13 protein-coding genes and 2 pseudogenes are annotated in these 18,823 nt (G+C 60.7%); 10 read left to right on the forward strand and 5 right to left on the reverse strand.

The genetic code is table 11. The annotated features are described in order from the left end of the window. The 4 genes and pseudogenes from AC07OE_RS03220 to AC07OE_RS03235 all read right to left on the reverse strand — a co-directional run. Positions 1-205: pseudogene (locus tag AC07OE_RS03220) on the reverse strand (IS3 family transposase); the annotation flags it as partial. 91 nt (positions 206-296) lie between these two features. Then, positions 297-1,862: pseudogene (locus tag AC07OE_RS03225) on the reverse strand (PAS domain S-box protein); the annotation flags it as partial. A 163-nt stretch (positions 1,863-2,025) separates the two neighbouring features. Continuing rightward, positions 2,026-2,934, reverse strand: coding sequence for an SPFH domain-containing protein (locus tag AC07OE_RS03230; RefSeq protein ID WP_495069133.1), 909 nt, complete (start codon positions 2,932-2,934; stop codon positions 2,026-2,028). Between the two features lie 18 nt (positions 2,935-2,952). Beyond that, complete coding sequence (locus AC07OE_RS03235) at positions 2,953-3,378, reverse strand: NfeD family protein (RefSeq protein ID WP_495069134.1); 426 nt, start codon at positions 3,376-3,378, stop codon at positions 2,953-2,955. Between the two features lie 133 nt (positions 3,379-3,511). Between AC07OE_RS03235 and AC07OE_RS03240 the strand changes: the two genes are divergently transcribed. Next, positions 3,512-5,782 carry an Orn/Lys/Arg family decarboxylase gene (locus AC07OE_RS03240; RefSeq protein ID WP_495069135.1) on the forward strand — a complete coding sequence of 757 codons (2,271 nt, stop codon included), beginning with the start codon at positions 3,512-3,514 and terminating at the stop codon, positions 5,780-5,782. A gap of 143 nt (positions 5,783-5,925) precedes the next feature. Here AC07OE_RS03240 and fabI read toward each other — a convergent pair whose 3' ends face one another. After that, on the reverse strand, positions 5,926-6,714 hold the full coding sequence (gene fabI / locus AC07OE_RS03245) for an enoyl-ACP reductase FabI (protein ID WP_495069136.1): 789 nt from the start codon (positions 6,712-6,714) through the stop codon (positions 5,926-5,928). Between the two features lie 43 nt (positions 6,715-6,757). Here fabI and AC07OE_RS03250 point away from each other — a divergent pair, with 43 nt between their 5' ends. The 9 genes from AC07OE_RS03250 (at position 6,758) to truB (ending at position 18,815) form a co-directional block, all read left to right on the forward strand. Further along, complete coding sequence (locus AC07OE_RS03250; RefSeq protein WP_495069137.1) at positions 6,758-8,563, forward strand: extracellular solute-binding protein; 1,806 nt, start codon at positions 6,758-6,760, stop codon at positions 8,561-8,563. Next, complete coding sequence (locus AC07OE_RS03255; protein WP_495069138.1) at positions 8,563-9,591, forward strand: ABC transporter permease subunit; 1,029 nt, start codon at positions 8,563-8,565, stop codon at positions 9,589-9,591. The genes AC07OE_RS03250 and AC07OE_RS03255 overlap by 1 nt, the downstream gene beginning before the upstream one ends. Before the next feature lie 4 nt (positions 9,592-9,595). Continuing rightward, positions 9,596-10,639 carry an ABC transporter permease gene (locus AC07OE_RS03260; RefSeq protein ID WP_495069139.1) on the forward strand — a complete coding sequence of 348 codons (1,044 nt, stop codon included), beginning with the start codon at positions 9,596-9,598 and terminating at the stop codon, positions 10,637-10,639. After that, on the forward strand, positions 10,636-12,237 hold the full coding sequence (locus AC07OE_RS03265) for an ABC transporter ATP-binding protein (protein WP_495069140.1): 1,602 nt from the start codon (positions 10,636-10,638) through the stop codon (positions 12,235-12,237). The genes AC07OE_RS03260 and AC07OE_RS03265 overlap by 4 nt, the downstream gene beginning before the upstream one ends. Before the next feature lie 135 nt (positions 12,238-12,372). Next, positions 12,373-12,966 (forward strand): ribosome maturation factor RimP, encoded by a 594-nt coding sequence (rimP, locus tag AC07OE_RS03270; RefSeq protein WP_495069141.1) that lies wholly within the window; start codon positions 12,373-12,375, stop codon positions 12,964-12,966. Positions 12,967-13,042: 76 nt separating this feature from the next. Continuing rightward, positions 13,043-14,539 (forward strand): transcription termination factor NusA, encoded by a 1,497-nt coding sequence (gene nusA, locus AC07OE_RS03275; RefSeq protein WP_495069142.1) that lies wholly within the window; start codon positions 13,043-13,045, stop codon positions 14,537-14,539. 24 nt (positions 14,540-14,563) lie between these two features. Beyond that, positions 14,564-17,431 (forward strand): translation initiation factor IF-2, encoded by a 2,868-nt coding sequence (gene infB, locus AC07OE_RS03280; RefSeq protein WP_495069143.1) that lies wholly within the window; start codon positions 14,564-14,566, stop codon positions 17,429-17,431. 6 nt (positions 17,432-17,437) lie between these two features. Further along, positions 17,438-17,809, forward strand: coding sequence for a 30S ribosome-binding factor RbfA (gene rbfA / locus AC07OE_RS03285; RefSeq protein ID WP_495069144.1), 372 nt, complete (start codon positions 17,438-17,440; stop codon positions 17,807-17,809). Between the two features lie 4 nt (positions 17,810-17,813). Beyond that, a complete protein-coding gene (gene truB, locus AC07OE_RS03290) occupies positions 17,814-18,815 on the forward strand; it encodes a tRNA pseudouridine(55) synthase TruB (protein WP_495069145.1) in 1,002 nt (333 codons plus the stop codon). Positions 18,816-18,823 lie beyond the last annotated feature (8 nt).

Consider the following 18,823-nt stretch of genomic DNA (forward strand, 5'->3'; position numbering starts at 1 on the left):
TAGCTGCCTGCTTCTGTGCCTGCGAATACTTGGGCGGCCGACCTGCATAGCCCACGGGCAGATCGGACTGCCGTTCGTACTCGCGATACCAATCCTTCAGGGCATTTTTGGTCGGGTAACCCAGTTGACGGATGGTTGCCTTGATGCGCTTGCCCAGTTTTATGTAGAGCTGGACTGCTCGGATTCTGTCTTCGTACGAATACATGAACTACCTCCAAAGATAGTCCAAGATTTCGTCCGCATCCCCCTCTGATCACCATGGCCCGGGCATTCACAAAACGAACCTCGCCCTGGTTGCGCACGACCCGAAAATCGAAATCCATGGGCGCATGCGTTTCTATGGCCTGCTGAAACGCTTGCTCACTGAGCTTCAAATCGTCAGGATGGACTTTGCGGGACCAGTCCGCCAGGTTCCCCTCGAACGTGTCGCGTGTTCCTCCGAAAATGGAGAACATGGTGTCACTCCATTCGAGACGCCCGGTCTTGAGATCGAACTCCCAGATGCCGATTTCGTTGGCACTGGTTGCCAGCGTCAAACGTTCTTCATTCACCCGCAGCGCGCGTGCAATAGCATTCTTTTCAGTGACATCCTGGGTCACGGCCAACGAATGAAGAGGTTCTCCTTGAGCGTCGCGCTCCAACACCGCCGACATGAGCACGTCAAGAATGTGGCCATCTTTGTGCACCATTTGGTAGGGTATGTCGTCGCAGCGACCGGATTCGAAGAAGCCCGGCAGGACAACGCTATGGGCGTGCTCTTGGGAATCGCCAGTCAAGAATTCCGTTGATTTTCGACCCACGACCTCTTCTCGCAGATAGCCCAGCGTGTGTAGCCATTTATCGCTCACAAACAGGATATTCCCTTGTGGGTCTATGGAGTGCAGCATCGCTGGAGTCGACTCGTAGAGCGTGCGGAATCGCTCCTGGCTGGACTTCAAGGCGAATTCGAATCGCTTCCTTTCTGTGATATCGCGTCCCACAGAATGCAGCGCGACGACGCGGCCATTGGCATCACCAATCGAACGGTTGGACCAAGCCACCCATCGTTCGTCTCCTGCGTGCGAGCGCATCTGGTTTTCTCCGACGGCAAAGCCTGGCGTCTGGCACAAAGCCTGAAGGTGCGCGCTGACCGCCTCTCTGTCTTGGGAGGACACGTATTCCAGCAAATTGTGTCCCACCATACCTTCCGGTGTGAGCTCAAAGTGAGCGGCATAGGCCTCATTGACAAATGTCAGCTCTCCTGTTGGAAGCGCCAAGGAAATCAGATCCGTTTGGTCTTCGACAATGGCACGGTACAGCGCCTCCTTGGCGCCGGCCTCCTCGGCTTTCTTGAGTAGCGCGGTGTTGACGCGATCCAGCTCCAAGGCCTTCCCTCGCATATTCAAAGCTTTGGCCGCTGCCTCAGCCAGGCTGGCCAAGGCACTGCGCTGCTGTGGCGTCAAATCCCGCGGCTTTTTGTCGATGACGCACAGGGTGCCAATGTTTTCACCGCCCGGCATGACGATGGGGGCACCCGCATAGAAGCGAATGTCGGGCTGCCCGGTCACCAAAGGGTTGTCCTGGAAGCGAACATCTTGCGTGGCGTCAGGGACCTCCATGATCTCCGATTGCAGAATGGCATGGGCACAAAAGGCCAGTGCGCGTGGTGTCTCGGCGACGTCTGTCAAACCTACGTTGGATTTGAACCATTGCCGATCTGCGTCCACCAGGCTCAAAAGCGCAATGGGCGCATCGCACAACAGGGACGCTGTGCGGGTCAATGCATCGAAAATTGGCTCCGGTCCGGTGTCCAGAACCTCCAGCAGCCGCAGGCGCTCCAAACGTTGGGCCTCGTTCAAAGGGGTAGGGGCAGGGTAGGTCATTCTTCTTACTTCGCCGCAGCACTAACTCAACTGGTTATTTCCATCCTGAAGAACCAAGCCCCATCGGTTATTGTTCGGGCAGCTTTAAACCCGAAGACAAGGCAACACATGGGGCACATTGTTGTTGAGCTCTGGACGCGGTGGATGCCGCATTTGCTGAGGCCTACTTGTTGGATTGCACCATCTTCATCGCCGTGGCGATGAGCGTAGAGACTTCGCTCATATTGGCCGGAATAATGAGTGTGGTCGTTGCATCGGCAGCCACCTGGCTATAGGCCTCGACGGCTTTTTCGGCCACCTTGAGTTGCACGGCCTGTTCTCCACCAGGTTGGCGGATGGCGGCGGCAATGCGCTCAATGGCTGCAGCCGTGGCATCGGCCACCGCCGTGATTGAGGCCGCTTCGCCCTGGGCCTTGTTGATCACGGCCTGTTTCTCGCCTTCGGAGCGGGCAATGAAGGCTTCGCGTTCACCCGTGGCAATGTTGATCTGTTCCTGGCGGCGGCCTTCAGACGCGGCAATCAGTGCGCGTTTCTCACGTTCCGCGGTGATTTGCGCCTGCATGGCGTGCAATATTTCTTTCGGCGGGGTCAGGTCCTTGATTTCGTAACGCAGCACCTTCACGCCCCAGTTCAGCGCGGCCTCGTCAATGGCGGCCACCACCTGGGCGTTGATGATGTCGCGCTCCTCGAAAGTCTTGTCCAGCTCCAGCTTGCCGATGACCGAACGCAACGAGGTTTGCGCCAGTTGCGAAATGGCGACGATGTAATTGCTGGAGCCATAGCTGGCGCGCATGGCATCGGTCACCTGGAAGTACAGGATGCCGTCGACCTGCAGCTGGGTGTTGTCGCGCGTGATGCAAACCTGGCTGGCGATGTCCAGCGGAATTTCCTTCAGCACGTGTTTGTAGGCCACCTTGTCCACGAACGGCACCAGGATATTGAGTCCAGGTGTCAGCGTTCCGTGGTACTTGCCCAGGCGCTCAATGACCCAGGCATGCTGCTGGGGCACGACCTTGATGGAGCGGGTGATGAAGATGACGGCGATAACCAGTATGACGATGGCGATTTCCATAGGAGTCCCTGTTGAGTTTTAAGCTTTATCGACCAGAAGGCGGTTGCCGGTGATTTCGGCGATACGGTGAGGGCCTGGCGCCGGGATGATGCCCGTGCGGTGCATGGCTGTCCACTGGGCGCCGCGGTATTGCACTTGGGCAGTGCCGTCCGCATTCCATTGGTTGACGTTGACCGTTTCGCCAATATCCATATTGACGTTGGGGTTGGCTTGGGCAGGCGGTTCGGTGTTCGATCGGTCGCGCTTGAAATGCCAGCCTATTACCGCGCCACCGCCCACCAAGGCTGCGGTGAGTAGCTGCAGCGTGACACTGGCACCGGCGTGCGCTGCCAGCGCGGCTGCCGCAGTCCCCAGGGACAGCATCAGCAGGTAAAAAGTGCCTGTCAGCAGCTCCGCGGCAACAACGGCACCTGTAACCAGCCACCAGAGGGTGGGTTCTGACATGGGCGGGGCCTCCTTTGTATTGATGACGCCACATTGTGGGCCAAATGAGAGACCGCGCCACGACGTTGTCGCCAGAAGTCCTTACACTTCGCGCCTGTTTTGCCATTTTTAGCCCGTCCGTTGGAGCCTTTCGATGAAGTTTCGCTTTCCCATCATCATCATTGACGAAGATTTCCGCTCGGAAAACACGTCGGGACTGGGCATCCGCGCCTTGGCCCAGGCCATTGAAACGGAAGGCTTTGAGGTGCTGGGCGTGACCAGCTATGGCGATCTCTCGCAATTTGCCCAGCAGCAGTCGCGCGCAAGTGCCTTCATCTTGTCCATCGACGACGAAGAGTTCACCCCTGGCCCGGACCTGGACCCTGCGGTGCTGAACCTGCGCCATTTCATCGAAGAAGTGCGCCGCAAGAACCTGGACGTGCCTATTTATGTGTACGGCGAAACCAAAACGAGCCGCCATATCCCCAACGACATCCTGCGCGAGCTGCACGGCTTCATCCACATGTTTGAGGACACGCCCGAGTTCGTGGCGCGCCACATCATCCGTGAGGCGAAGGGCTACCTGGAAGGCGTGCAGCCACCGTTTTTCAAGGCGCTGCTCGATTATGCTGAAGACGGATCCTACAGCTGGCACTGCCCAGGGCACTCGGGCGGCGTGGCCTTCCTGAAGAGCCCCGTGGGTCAGATGTACCACCAGTTCTATGGCGAAAACATGCTGCGCGCCGACGTCTGCAATGCGGTGGAAGAGTTGGGCCAGTTGCTGGACCACAACGGTGCGATTGGCGCGTCCGAGCGCAATGCAGCGCGCATTTTCAATGCTGACCACTGCTTCTTCGTCACCAACGGCACTTCCACGTCCAACAAGATGGTCTGGCACCACACCGTGGCGCCGGGCGACATCGTGATCGTAGACCGTAACTGCCACAAGTCCAACCTGCACGCCATCATCATGACCGGGGCTATTCCCGTGTTCCTGAAGCCCACGCGCAACCACTTCGGCATCATCGGCCCCATCCCGCAAAGCGAGTTCGAGCCTGAGACGATTCGCGCCAAGATCAAGGCCAACCCGCTGCTCAAGGGCGTGGATGCCAAGAAGATCAAGCCGCGCATTCTTACCCTGACGCAAAGCACCTACGACGGCGTGCTCTACAACACCGAAACCATCAAGACCATGCTGGACGGCTATGTGGAGAACATCCACTTCGACGAGGCCTGGCTGCCCCACGCCGCCTTCCACCCCTTCTACGGCACCTACCACGCCATGGGCAAGAACCGCGCGCGCCCCAAGGAAGCCGTGGTCTACAGCACCCAGTCCATCCACAAGCTGCTGGCCGGTATCAGCCAGGCCAGCCATGTGTTGGTGCAGGACTCGCAGACCGTGAAGTTGGACAAGCACCTCTTCAACGAGGCCTACCTGATGCACACCAGCACCAGCCCGCAGTACAGCATCATCGCCAGCTGCGACGTGGCCGCCGCCATGATGGAGCCACCCGGTGGCACCGCGCTGGTGGAAGAAAGCATTGCCGAGGCGCTGGACTTCCGCCGCGCCATGCGCAAGGTGGACGAAGAGTACGGTGACGACTGGTGGTTCAAGGTCTGGGGCCCGGACAAGCTGGCCGACGAAGGCATTGGCAAGGCCGCCGACTGGGTCATCAAGGGTGAATCCAAGACCGCCAAGGCCAACTGGCACGGCTTTGGCAAGCTGGCCAGCGGCTTCAACATGCTGGACCCGATCAAGTCCACCATCGTGACCCCAGGCTTGGACCTGAATGGGAAGTTCGCCAAGACCGGTATTCCTGCGTCCATCGTGACCAAGTTCCTGGCTGAGCACGGCGTGGTGGTGGAAAAGACGGGCCTGTACAGCTTCTTCATCATGTTCACCATCGGCATCACCAAGGGCCGCTGGAACAGCATGTTGACCGCGCTGCAGCAGTTCAAGGACGATTACGCCAAGAACCAGCCCATGTGGCGTGTGCTGCCCGAGTTTGTGCAAAAGCACCCGCGCTACGAAAAGATGGGCCTGGCTGACCTGTGTCACCACATCCACCAGCTGTACGCCAAGTACGACATTGCGCGCCTGACCACCGAGGTGTACCTGAGCGACCTGACCCCGGCCATGAAGCCCAGCGACGCCTACGCCCATATTGCGCTGCGCAAGACCGAGCGTGTAGAGATCGACCACCTCGAAGGCCGCGTGTCGGTCGGTATGGTGACACCGTACCCCCCCGGCATTCCCTTGCTGATCCCCGGTGAAGTGTTCAACAAGAAAGTGGTGGATTACCTGAAGTTCTCGCGCGAGTTCAACGCCCAGTGCCCCGGTTTTGAGACCGATGTGCACGGCCTGGTAAGCGAAGTGGGTGAGGACGGCAAGGTGCGCTATTTCGCTGACTGCGTGAAGAAGTAATCCACAAGGGCGCGCGGCCCCCTGAATGACAAAAGGCGCCGGGGCTTTGCACCCCGCGCCTTTTTGTTTGCTATCGTTTTTCTAGCTGCTCGCCCAATATCTACGGGGGCTAGAGGCCTATTTGACCTCTAGCTCCGGTGAAATCAGGCCAGATCGGTGGTCACGCCCATGGTCTGGCTGTAGCCGCCGTCCACATAGGTGATCTCGGCGGTCACGCCACCGGCCAGGTCGCTCAGCAGGAAGGCGGCCACATTGCCTACGTCCTCGATCGTCACATTGCGGCGAATCGGTGAAGCATCGGCCACGGTGTGCAGCAGCTTGCCAAAGTCCTTGATGCCGCTGGCGGCCAGGGTCTTGATGGGGCCTGCGCTGATGCCGTTGACGCGGATGCCCTTGGGGCCCACAGCTTCGGCCAGGTAGCGCACGCTGGCTTCCAGGCTGGCCTTGGCCAGGCCCATGGTGTTGTAGTTGGGGATGATGCGCTCGGCACCCAGGTAGGTCAGTGTCAGCAGGGCGGCCTTGTCGCTCAGGTAGGGCAGGGCGGCCTTGGCCATGGCGGGGAAGCTGTAGGCGCTGATGTCGTGGGCGATCTTGAAGTTCTCGCGCGTCAGGCCATCCAGAAAGTTGCCGGCAATCGCCTCGCGTGGCGCAAAGCCGATGCTGTGCACGAAGCCGTCGAAACTGGGCCAGTGGGCGGACAAGTCCTTGAACAGCTGGTCGATCTGTTCGTCATTGCTCACGTCGCAGTCGAACACCAGTTTGGAATCAAAGTCGGCCGCGAACTCGGTGATGCGGTCCTTGAAGCGCTCACCCACGTAGCTGAATGCGAGCTCTGCGCCTTGCTCCTTGCAGGCCTTGGCGATGCCGTACGCAATGGAGCGGTTCGACAACACACCGGTGATCAACAATTTCTTGCCAGCTAAAAAGCCCATATCGTCCTCGTGAAAAATGCTTGGTCTAGTGCAGAATTGTCGCATGCGAATTCTGGTGGGCTGGTTGTTGGCGTTGGGCAGTGTGTGGACCTCGGGCGCCTGGGCCGCACACGGCTATGCACTTTGGGGCGACCTCAAGTACCCGGCCAACTTTGCCCAGTTTGACTACGCCAATGCCGGTGCACCCAAGGGCGGCGAACTCCGCCTGGTCAGCAACCTGCGCGTCTCCACCTTCGACAAGTACAACCCCTTCACGATCAAGGGCACGGCCCCGGCCTATTTAAGCGGCCTGATGTTCGACACGCTACTGGTCGGCTCGCTGGACGAAACCGCGGCCGGCTATGGCCTGCTGGCCGAAGACGTGAGTGTGGCGGCCGACGGCTTAAGCGCCACCTTCCGCCTGCGCAAGGAAGCCCGCTTCCACAACGGCGACCCGGTGCTGGCGCGCGATGTCAAGCACAGCTACGACACGCTGGTCGGTCCTTTCACTTCCCCGGCCTATAAAAGCGTGCTGGAGGATGTGGCGGGCGTGGACGTGCTGGACGCGACCACCGTGCGCTATCGCTTCAAAAAGCCCAACCGAGAACTGCCTCTCACCGTAGGCGGCCTGCCCGTGTTCAGCCACCGTTGGGGTGAAGAAGGTGGCAAGGCCAAACCCTTCGACCAGGTGGTGATGGACATCCCGATTGGCAGCGGGCCCTACAAGATCGGCCCCGTGGTGTTTGGCAAGGACATCACCTATGTGCGCGACCCCAGCTACTGGGCGCGCGACCTCAACGTGCGCCGCGGCAGCGCCAACTTTGACCGCATCGTCGTCAAGATCTACAAGGACAACACCGCGCGCCTGGAGGCGCTGAAGGCCGGCGAGTTCGACCTCATGCGATTCTTCTCCGCCGGTGACTGGGCGCGCCGCGTCAATGGGCGTAAATTTGACAGCGGTGAACTGGTCAAAGCCGAGTTCAAGCACCGCTTGCCCACGGGCTTTCAGAGCTATGTGCTCAATACGCGCCGTGACAAGCTCAAAGACGTGCGAGTTCGCCAGGCGTTGGGCCTGGCGTTGGACTACGAGTGGATGAACCGCCAGATGTTTTATGGCGCGTACCAGCGCGTGCAAGACCTGTTTGGCAACACCGATTGCCAGGCGACTGGCGAGCCCTCGGCAGAAGAACTTGCACTGCTGGCCCCCTGGCGTGCTCAGGTACCTGCGGCCGTGTTTGGCCCCATGGCCGTGCCACCGCGCACCGACGGCGACAACTCCTTGCGCAACAACCTGCGCCAAGCGCAAAAGCTGCTCAAAGATGCCGGCTGGGAGTACCACGACGGCGCGCTGCGCAATGCCAAGGGTGAGGCCTTTGAGCTGGAATACCTCGACAGCGCGGAAACCGGTGTGCGCACCGTCGCACCCTGGGTGCGCAACCTGGAGAAAATCGGCGTCAAGCTCAACTTCCGCCCGGTGGACTTTGCGCTCTACCAGCAACGCCTGCAGAAATTCGAGTTCGACATCACCTCCATTGCCTATGGAGGCACGCACAACCCCGGCCAGGAATATGCGGATTTGTTTGGCAGCAAGGCTGCGGACACCGAAGACTCGGGCAATTTCAGCGGCATCAAGAGCCCGGCGGTCGATGCCCTGGTGGCTGGCATGACCAGTGCCAAGCGCAAGCAGGACCTGGTGCCCGCCTGCCGCGCGCTGGATCGCGTCATCATGCACAGCCACATCCTGGTGCCCCAATGGTCCGCCGGTACCCACCGACTGGCCTACAACGCCTGGCGTCTGGACAAGCCTGCCCAAATGCCCCCCTACACCCAGGGCGAGGGCTGGGCCATTGACCTGTGGTGGGCTAAATAATGTTTCTTTACTCTCTTAAACGCCTAGCCCTCATGCTGCCTACGTTGCTGGGCGTGCTGCTGCTCACCTTTGTGGTGATCCAGTTTGTACCCGGCGGCCCGGTGGAGCAGTACCTTGCCGAGGCGAAGGCCGGTGCCGGTACGGGCGCCGACGGCGGTGGCCTGAGCTACCGCGGTGCCCAGGGCGTGGACCCCAAACGTATTGCCCAGGCCAAGGCGCTCTATGGCTTTGACAAGCCCGCGCCCGAGCGTTTCTGGCAGATGCTGATGCAGTTTGCCAGGTTCGATCTGGGCAAGAGTTTTTTTCACAACAAGGATGTGTCCACCCTGGTGTGGGAAAAGCTGCCCGTGTCCATGAGTCTGGGCCTGTGGACCTTCTTCATCAGCTACCTCATCGCGGTGCCGCTGGGCGTGGCAAAGGCCGTGCGTGCGGGGTCGCGGTTTGATCTGGTCACCTCGCTGTTGGTCCTGGTGGGCTATGCCATTCCGGGCTTTGTGCTGGGAGTCGCACTGCTGGTCATTTTTGGTGGGCAGCTGCAGTGGTTTCCGCTGCGCGGGCTCACCTCGGCCAACTGGGAGTCGCTATCCTGGGGCGCACGCATTACCGATTACCTCTGGCACATCACGCTGCCGGTCACCGCTATGGTGATCGGCAGCTTTGCCGTGACGGCCATGCTGACCAAGAACGCATTTCTGGAAGAAATCCGCAAGCAGTACGTGGTAACCGCCCGCGCCAAGGGCCTGTCGGAAGGCCAGGTGCTGTGGAAACATGTGTTCCGCAACGCGCTGATTCCCATCATCACGGGCTTTCCGGCCGCCTTTGTGGGTGCGTTTTTCACCGGTGCCTTGCTCATTGAAACCCAGTTCTCGCTGGATGGCATGGGCCTGCTGAGTTACGAGAGCGTGATCCGCCGCGACTACCCCGTGGTCATGGGCACGCTCTACCTGTTTACGCTGATCGGCTTGGTCACCAAGCTGGTATCCGATCTCTGCTACGCCTGGGTGGACCCCCGTGTCACCTTTGACTGACCCCATGCCGATCAACACTGCCCACAGCCAAAGCCCCAGCCGTCGCGCCTGGCAACGCTTCCGGCGCAACCGCCTGGGCTTTGTCAGCCTGCTGATTTTTTGTGCGCTGGTGCTCATCAGCCTGGCGGCTGAGCTTGTGTCCAACGACCGGCCGCTAGTGGTGGTCTACCAGGGCCAGACCTACTGGCCCATGGTGCGCGACTATCCCGAGACCACGTTCGGCGGGGACTTCGCCACGCCCACCGACTACCTGGACCCCTTCATCCAGCAGCGCCTGGCCGAGCCCGGCAACTGGGCGCTGTTTGCGCCCAATACCTACGGTCCCAAGACACTGAACTACTTTGCCCCCGCACCCAACCCGGCGCCGCCCAGCCGTGCCAACTGGTTCGGCACCGATGACCGTGGGCGCGACTTGCTGGCCCAACTGATCTACGGTTTTCGCGTGAGTGTGCTGTTTGCGCTGGCGCTGACCTTCACCGGCGTGGTGTTGGGCGTGGTCACTGGGGCCATCCAGGGCTTTTTTGGCGGCAAGACCGATCTGGCCTTCCAGCGCTTCATCGAAATCTGGGGTGCCATGCCGGAGCTGTACCTGCTCATCATCTTCAGCGCCGTGTTCGCGCCCAGTATTGCGCTGTTGCTGGTGCTGCTGAGTCTGTTTGGCTGGATGGGCCTGTCCGACTATGTGCGGGCCGAATTCCTGCGCAACCGCCAGCTTGACTATGTGCGGGCCGCCCGTGCGCTGGGCGTGTCCAACTGGAAAATCATCACGCGCCATGTGCTGCCCAACAGCCTGACGCCCGTGGTCACATTTTTGCCGTTCCGCATGAGCGGCGCCATCCTGGCGCTCACCTCGCTGGATTTTCTGGGCCTGGGCGTGCCGCCCGGCACGCCGTCGCTGGGCGAGCTGCTCTCGCAGGGCAAAAACAACATCGACGCTTGGTGGATCTCGCTCTCTACCTTTGGCGTGCTGGTGGTCACGCTGCTGTTGCTGACCCTGATGGGCGACGCCCTGCGCGATGCGCTGGACCCCCGAAAGCAGGACACATGAGCGCCACAAAACCTCTTCTGGATGTACAGGGCCTGCGTATCGCCTTCGATGGCCGCGAGGTGGTGCACGGTGTGGATTTTCAGATCCAGCCCGGTGAAAAGCTGGCGCTGGTGGGCGAGTCGGGTTCGGGCAAAACCGTCACCGCGCTGAGCCTGCTGGGGCTGGCGCAGGGTGCCCAGGTGCAGGGCCGCGCCAGTTTTGGCCAGGCTCAGCCGGTCAACCTCTTGGGCCTGCCCGAGCGCCAACTACGCGCCATCCGCGGGCAGGACATCGCCATGATCTTCCAGGAGCCCATGACGGCCCTGAACCCGGTACTGACCATTGGTGAGCAGATCGCTGAGATCTTGCAACTAAAACAAGGCCTAGCCCTCGCAGAATCTGCGCGAGCAGCTATTGAATTGATAGCAGATACAGGCATTGCCGAACCTGCACGGCGCTTCAAGGCCTATCCTCACCAGCTCTCCGGCGGTCAGCGCCAGCGTGCCATGATCGCCATGGCGCTGGCTTGTCGCCCCAAGCTGCTGTTGGCCGACGAGCCCACCACGGCGTTGGACGTGACGGTGCGCCGCCAGATTCTCGATCTGCTGGACCAGTTGCAGCATAAGCACGGCATGGCCGTGCTGCTGATCACCCATGACTTGAACCTGGTGCGCCAGTTTGCCGACCGTGTGACGGTGATGGAAGCAGGCCACATCGTTGAGCACGGCACCGTGGCCCAAGTGTTTGCCCAGCCACAGCACCCCTACACCGGCCGCCTGCTGGACAGCCGACCCAGCTGCCATGTACTGCCGGCCCGGCCGGACGCCGAGGTGCTGTTGCAAGGCCAAGGCCTGCGCGTGGGCTACCCGGTGCCGTTGGGTGGAATGAAGGGCTGGTTCCGGTCGGGTGAATTTGTGGCCGTGCAGGGCGCTGACTTTGCCGTGCCCGCGGGCCAGACTCTGGGCATCGTGGGCGAATCGGGCTCCGGTAAATCTACCTTGGCGCTGGCCGCGCTGGGTTTGCAGAAGTTTTCAGGCCATTTGTCGGTGTTGGGCCAGGCCTGGGGGCAGGGCAGTGCTGCCGACCGGACCTTGCGCAAGGGCCTGCAGGTGGTGTTTCAGGACCCGTTCTCCTCGCTGTCCCCCCGACTGACCGTGGAAGAAATCGTGGGCGAGGGGCTGCTGGTGCATGCGCCACAGCTTGACACTGCGGCACGGCGCACCCAGGTGGTGCAGGTGCTGCAGACCGTGGGGTTGACTGACGCACAGTTTCCCGGTCTGCTGGAGCGCTACCCGCACCAGTTTTCTGGTGGCCAGCGCCAGCGTTTGGCCATTGCCCGGGCACTGATCGTTCGGCCCCAAGTGCTGGTGCTGGACGAGCCGACGAGCGCGTTGGACGTGACCATGGCGCAGCAGATCCTGCAGCTGCTGCAGCGCCTGCAGGCCGAGCGGGGATTGGCCTACCTGCTGATCACTCACGATGTGGCGGTCATCCGGGCGATGGCGCACCGGGTGGTGGTCATGCAAGCGGGGCAGATTGTAGAAAGCGGCACCGTGGAACAGGTGCTGGACGCGCCCCAGCACGGCTACACCCGCACGCTGCTGGCCGCAGTCGAATAATTCCTTACGGATCAAGGGTCTTCGCACCGCTTTGTGGGTATAATCCAAAGCTCACGACCAAACGGGCGGGTAACTACCGCCCGTTTTTTTTGGTCGATTGTTTTTCACGCACGCATACAGGCAGGCTTTACAGACGTGGCATTACAGGAAATCGTTGAACAAACCGTAGCAGGACTGGGATATGACTTGGTGGAGATTGAGCGCTCCGCCGGAGGCTTGCTGCGCATCACCATCGATTTGCCCTGGACCGCGCCCGTGGAAGGCCAAGTTTCTGTTGAGCAGTTTGTCAACGTGGAAGACTGCGAAAAGGTTACACGACAGTTGCAGTTTGCACTGGAAGTGGATGGCGTGGAGTACAAGCGGCTGGAGGTGTCCTCGCCCGGTATCGACCGCCCGCTGCGACACACACAGGATTTTGAGCGTTTTGTGGGACAGGTCATCGACATCACCCTCAAGGCGCCGATTGGCGAGGCCGCTGCAGGCCAGGTCAATGCCAATCGCAAGAAATTTCGCGGCACGCTGGAGCGTGTGGTGGCCGCTGACGGCAGCGTGGGCTGGCAAATCGTCTGGAGCGATGCGCCCGAGCCCAAGCCTGGCCAGAAGGTGAGCAAGAAGCGCGTGCCTCCGCCGCTGCAGGCTCTGGGTTTCGCGTTTGACGAGCTGCGCGACGCGCGGCTGGCACCGATTGTGAGTTTCAAGGGCCGCGGTATCGCAGGTTCTGCGGAGTAAGTCGCACGGCTGAGTGTCAGTCGGCGTGTCCTTCAAGTTTGTTTGTATTGATAAGAGTGTTCAGGAGAGTCATGGCATGAATCGCGAACTGTTGATGCTGGTGGAAGCAATTTCCCGAGAAAAAAACGTGGAACGTGACGTGGTGTTGGGCGCTGTGGAAGCAGCTCTGGCCCAGGCCACCAAAAAGCTGTACCCCGGCGAAGTGGATATCCGCGTCGCGCTGGACCGTGACAGTGGCAACTACGAAACCTTCCGCCGCTGGCATGTGGTGCCCGATGAAGCCGGCCTGCAGCTGCCTGACCAGGAAATCCTGCTGTTTGAGGCTAAAGAGCAGATCCCTGACATTGAGGTGGACGAGTACATCGAAGAGTCCGTGGCCTCCGTGCCCATCGGCCGTATCGGTGCCATGGCCGCCAAGCAGGTGATCCTGCAAAAGATCCGTGACGCTGAGCGCGAAATGCTGCTCAACGATTTCATGTCGCGTGGCGAGAAGATCTTTGTGGGCACCGTCAAGCGCATGGACAAGGGCGACATCATTGTCGAATCCGGCCGCGTCGAAGGTCGCCTGCGCCGCAGCGAGATGATCGCCAAGGAAAACCTTCGCACCGGCGACCGCGTGCGCGCCATGATCATGGAAGTGGACCTGACCCTGCGCGGTGCTCCCATCGTGCTGTCGCGCTCTGCGCCGGAGTTCATGATTGAGTTGTTCCGCCAGGAAGTGCCCGAAATAGAACAAGGCCTGCTGGAAATCAAATCCTGCGCCCGTGACTCCGGTTCGCGCGCCAAGATCGCCGTGCTCTCGCACGACAAGCGCGTGGACCCCATCGGCACCTGCGTCGGTGTGCGTGGTACCCGCGTAAATGCTGTGACCAATGAGCTGGCTGGCGAACGTGTGGACATCGTGCTGTGGTCCGAAGATCCCGCCCAGTTCGTGATTGGTGCGCTGGCCCCCGCCAACGTGTCGTCCATCGTGGTGGACGAAGAGCGCCATGCCATGGACGTGGTGGTGGACGAGGAAAACCTGGCGATTGCGATTGGCCGTGGTGGACAGAACGTGCGCCTGGCCTCTGAACTCACCGGTTGGAAGATCAACATCATGGACGCGGCAGAAAGCGCTCAGAAGCTGGCCAACGAAACGGATTCCGGCCGCAAGCTGTTCATGGAAAAGCTGGATGTGGACGAGGAAATCGCCGACATCCTGATCGCAGAAGGTTTCACCAGCCTCGAAGAAGTGGCCTATGTGCCACTGCAGGAAATGCTGGAAATCGAAAGCTTCGACGAAGACACGGTGCACGAGCTGCGCAACCGCGCCAAGGATGCGCTGTTGACCATGGAAATCGCCCACGAAGAGAGCGTGGACGAAGTGTCCCAGGACCTGCGCGACCTCGATGGACTTACTTCCGAATTGATCGGCAAACTGGCAGACGGCGGTGTTCACACCCGCGATGAATTGGCCGACCTTGCCGTGGATGAACTTACAGATATCACTGGCCAGTCTGCGGACGAAGCCAAGGCCATGATCATGAAGGCACGCGCGCATTGGTTTACCAATGACGCTGCTTCTCACGAGTAATGGTCATGAAAGGTTACACAAAATATGTCCAGTACGACCGTTGCCGAGTTTGCCAATGAACTCAAAAAATCGACCGACACCCTGCTTGAGCAATTGAAATCAGCCGGCGTTGCCAAGGCTTCGGCCTCAGACGTCCTGACGGATGCCGACAAGCACAGCCTGTTGAACTTCCTGCAAAACAGCCACGGCACTGCCAGCCCTGAGCGTAAAAAGATCACGTTGGTCAAGAAGCAGACCACTGAGATAAAGCAAGCCGATGCCACCGGCAAGGCGCGCACCATCCAGGTGGAAGTGCGCAAGAAGCGCACCTTTGTCCGCCGCGAAGACGGTGTGGATATGCCTGCCGAAATGACGGAGATCGAGTCCGAAGCGCCGGAAGCCGTCGCCCCGTCGATTGACCACGCCGAGCTCACCCGCCGTGAGGAAGAAGCCCGTCGCCAAGCAGAGCTGATTCGCCGCCAGGAAGAAGATCTGGCAGAGAAGCGCCGTGTGCGTGAAGACGCTGAAAAGCGTGAGCGTGAGCGTGAAGCCGAAGAGCGTGCAGCCAGTTATGCCGCCGCTGAAGCCTTGAAGAAGAGTCAAGCCAACGCGACCGTGGCAGAGGCGTCGGAAGAGGCGGCCCAGGCTGCGGCTGCACGTGCTGCAGCACAGAACGAAGCGCGCGAAACCGCTGCTGCCGAATCCAAGGCCCGCGCCGAAGAAGAGTCTGCCCGTGCGGTGGACCTGGGCGACCGCCGCCGCAAGGCCGAGGCGGAAGCCGCAGCCATCCGTTTGATGATGTCTGCGCCCAAGAAGGTGCTGGTCGCGAAGAAGCCCGAGGAGCCCAAGCCTGCCGCTGCCGGCGTGAAGGGCACGCTGCACAAGCCTGCTGTTGGTTCTGCCGTGGCCAAGCCTGCCAAACCCGCTGCAGGTGCGCCTGCGGGCGGAGCTTCTGCTGGCACTGGCAAGGAAGTCAAATCTGCCAAGCTGTCCAGCAGCTGGGCGGGCGACCCGGCCAAGAAGAAGGAACTCAAGACCCGCGGCGATACTGGCGCAGGTGCGGGCCGCTCCACCAACTGGCGTGCTGGTCCACGTGGCCGCCGTGGCAATGACCGCGACCGTGATGACCATGTGCAGGCTGCGCCGGTAGAAGCCCGCGTGATCGAAGTGCACGTGCCTGAAACCATCACCGTGGCCGAACTGGCCCACAAGATGGCGATCAAGGCGTCCGAGGTGATCAAGCAATTGATGAAGCTGGGTCAGATGGTCACCATCAACCAGCCGTTGGACCAGGACACCGCCATGATCGTGGTGGAAGAACTGGGTCACAAGGCCGTGGTGGCGGCGCTGGACGATCCCGAAGCGTTCACCGATGATGATGTGCAAGGTCAGGAAGCGCCGTCCTTGCCGCGTGCCCCTGTGGTGACCGTGATGGGCCACGTGGACCACGGCAAGACCTCTTTGCTGGACTACATTCGCCGCGCCAAAGTGGCTGCGGGCGAAGCCGGTGGCATTACCCAGCACATTGGTGCTTACCACGTGGAAACCCCGCGCGGCATGGTGTCCTTCCTGGATACCCCCGGTCACGAGGCATTTACCGCCATGCGTGCCCGTGGTGCGCAGGCCACCGACATTGTGATTCTGGTGGTCGCAGCCGACGACGGCGTGATGCCGCAGACCAAGGAAGCCATCAAGCACGCGAAAGCGGCTGGTGTTCCACTGGTGGTGGCCATCACCAAATCTGACAAGCCTGACGCCAACCCCGAGCGCGTGAAGCAGGAGCTGGTGGTCGAAGAGGTCGTGCCTGAAGAATACGGTGGTGACTCCCCATTTGTGCCCGTGTCTTCCAAGACCGGCATGGGTATCGATGCGCTGTTGGAACAGGTGCTGCTGCAAGCGGAAGTGCTGGAGCTCAAGGCCCCGGTGGACGCCATGGCCAAGGGCCTGGTCATCGAAGCCAAGCTGGACAAGGGCCGCGGCCCTGTGGCCACCGTGCTGGTGCAGTCCGGTACCTTGAAGGCAGGCGACGTGGTGCTGGCTGGCCAGACCTATGGCCGCGTGCGTGCCATGCTGGACGAAAACGGCCAGAAGATCGAGTCCGCAGGCCCGTCCATTCCAGTGGAAATCCAGGGTCTGACCGAAGTGCCGCAAGCCGGTGATGAGTTCATGGTGATGGGCGATGAGCGCCGTGCACGTGAAATTGCCACGTACCGTGCTGGTAAGTTCCGCAACACCAAGCTGGCCAAGCAACAGGCGGCCAAGCTGGAGAACATGTTCTCCGACATCGGTGGCGGTGACGTCAAGATGCTGCCCATCATCGTCAAGGCTGACGTGCAAGGTTCCCAGGAAGCGCTGGCCGCTTCTCTGCTCAAGCTCTCGACCGACGAGGTCAAGGTGCAAATGGTGTACTCCGCCGTGGGCGGTATCAGCGAGTCGGACATCAACCTAGCGATTGCTTCCAAGGCGATCGTGATCGGCTTCAACACGCGTGCCGATGCCGGCGCGCGCAAGCTTGCCGAAGGCAATGGCGTGGACATCCGTTACTACAACATCATTTATGACGCCGTCGATGAGTTGAAGGCTGCCATGTCCGGCATGTTAGCCCCCGAGAAGCGCGAAGAGATCATCGGTATGGCCGAGATCCGCACCGTGTTCGTGGCCTCCAAGATCGGTACGGTTGCAGGCTGTATGGTCACCAGTGGTTTTGTCAACCGCAACGCGCATTTCCGCCTGTTGCGCGACAACGTGGTGATCTACACCGGCGAGCTGGACTCCTTGAAGCGCATGAAGGACGATGTGCGCGAAGTCAAGGAAGGCTTCGAGTGTGGTATCAAGCTCAAGAACTACAACGACATCAAGGAAAACGACCAGTTGGAGTTCTTCGAGGTCAAGGAAATCGCCCGTACGCTGTAAGAGACCATGGTGAAGAAGAAATCATCCACCCCCAACCGCAGCTTTCAGGTTGCCGACCAGATCCAGCGCGATCTGGCCGAGTTGATCGCGCGGGAGCTGAAAGACCCACGGGTGGGCATGGTGACGATCCAGGGCGTCGAAGTGACGCCGGATTACGCCCACGCCAAGGTTTTTTTCAGCCTCCTGGTGGGCGATCCGGTGGAAACGGTAGAAGGGCTGAACCAAGCGGCGGGCTTTTTGCGCGCAGGCCTGTTCAAGCGCCTGCATATCCATACGGTGCCCACGCTGCATTTCATCTTCGATCAGACCACCGAACGGGCTGCCGACATGAATGCGCTGATTGCGCGGGCCGTGTCGTCGCGCGCGAAAGAGGACTGACACCATGAACGCGCCACGTGCACGGGTTGCAAGGCGCCCCGTGCATGGGGTGCTGTTGCTGGACAAGCCGATTGGCCTGTCCAGTAACCAGGCCTTGCAGAAAGCCAAATGGCTGCTGCGGGCGGAGAAGGCGGGCCACACCGGCACGCTGGACCCGCTGGCCACGGGTGTGCTGCCGCTGTGCTTTGGCGCGGCGACCAAGTTCAGCCAGATGCACCTGGATGCCAATAAGGCCTACGCCACGACGGTGCGGCTAGGCATCAAGACAAGCACAGCGGACGCTGAAGGTGAAGTGATCAGCGAGCGGCCGGTGTCGGTGACGCCGGAGCAGCTGGAGGCGGTGGTGCAGCGGTTTACCGGACCGATTACCCAGGTGCCGCCCATGCACAGCGCCTTGAAGAAGGATGGTAAGGCCCTGTACGAGTACGCCAGGGCCGGTATTGAGGTGGAGCGTCCGGCGCGCCATGTGACGATTTATGCATTGAAAGTGCTGGAAGCCCTCGTGGATACTGCACAGCCAGCTATTAAATTGATAGTGGATTGCAGCAAGGGGACCTACATCCGCACGCTGGGTGAGGACATTGGCGAGGCCTTGGGCTGTGGCGCTCACCTCATCGCACTGCGGCGTATCCGCACTGGCGGTTTCAGTGAAGGCCAGTGCATCACGCTGGAGGCTCTGGAGGCCATGAGCGAGGAGCAGCGGCTGGCCTGCCTGCTGCCGGTGGACGCGCTGTTGCCAGCGCATGTGCCTGTCACACTGGACAGCGAGAATGCGGCACGGTTTTTGAGTGGAATGCGCAGACGCGGCCCCTGGCCCGATGCGGAGCATGTGGCGGTGTATGCGGCGAGCCCCCGGGCTTTGTTGGGCACTGCGCGCGTGTTGGAGGGTGAGTTGATTCCGGTGCGGCTGCTGAGCCCGCAGGACATCAGCGAATCCCAGGCCCAGGCAGGGGCCACGGAACAGAGTTTGAAATCAGTTAATGAAACCTTGGCCCTCGGGGCGTAAGCAGAAAG

The organism is Rhodoferax sp. GW821-FHT09E07, assembly GCF_059416145.1.

Excerpts from the sequence above, each read along its gene's own strand:
- AC07OE_RS03230 (WP_495069133.1), bottom strand. The coding sequence starts at position 2,934 with ATGGAAATCGCCATCGTCATACTGGTTATCGCCGTCATCTTCATCACC.
- AC07OE_RS03235 (WP_495069134.1), bottom strand. The coding sequence starts at position 3,378 with ATGTCAGAACCCACCCTCTGGTGGCTGGTTACAGGTGCCGTTGTTGCC.
- AC07OE_RS03240 (WP_495069135.1), top strand. The coding sequence starts at position 3,512 with ATGAAGTTTCGCTTTCCCATCATCATCATTGACGAAGATTTCCGCTCG.
- fabI (WP_495069136.1), bottom strand. The coding sequence starts at position 6,714 with ATGGGCTTTTTAGCTGGCAAGAAATTGTTGATCACCGGTGTGTTGTCG.
- AC07OE_RS03250 (WP_495069137.1), top strand. The coding sequence starts at position 6,758 with ATGCGAATTCTGGTGGGCTGGTTGTTGGCGTTGGGCAGTGTGTGGACC.
- AC07OE_RS03255 (WP_495069138.1), top strand. The coding sequence starts at position 8,563 with ATGTTTCTTTACTCTCTTAAACGCCTAGCCCTCATGCTGCCTACGTTG.
- AC07OE_RS03260 (WP_495069139.1), top strand. The coding sequence starts at position 9,596 with ATGCCGATCAACACTGCCCACAGCCAAAGCCCCAGCCGTCGCGCCTGG.
- AC07OE_RS03265 (WP_495069140.1), top strand. The coding sequence starts at position 10,636 with ATGAGCGCCACAAAACCTCTTCTGGATGTACAGGGCCTGCGTATCGCC.
- nusA (WP_495069142.1), top strand. The coding sequence starts at position 13,043 with ATGAATCGCGAACTGTTGATGCTGGTGGAAGCAATTTCCCGAGAAAAA.
- infB (WP_495069143.1), top strand. The coding sequence starts at position 14,564 with ATGTCCAGTACGACCGTTGCCGAGTTTGCCAATGAACTCAAAAAATCG.
- rbfA (WP_495069144.1), top strand. The coding sequence starts at position 17,438 with ATGGTGAAGAAGAAATCATCCACCCCCAACCGCAGCTTTCAGGTTGCC.
- truB (WP_495069145.1), top strand. The coding sequence starts at position 17,814 with ATGAACGCGCCACGTGCACGGGTTGCAAGGCGCCCCGTGCATGGGGTG.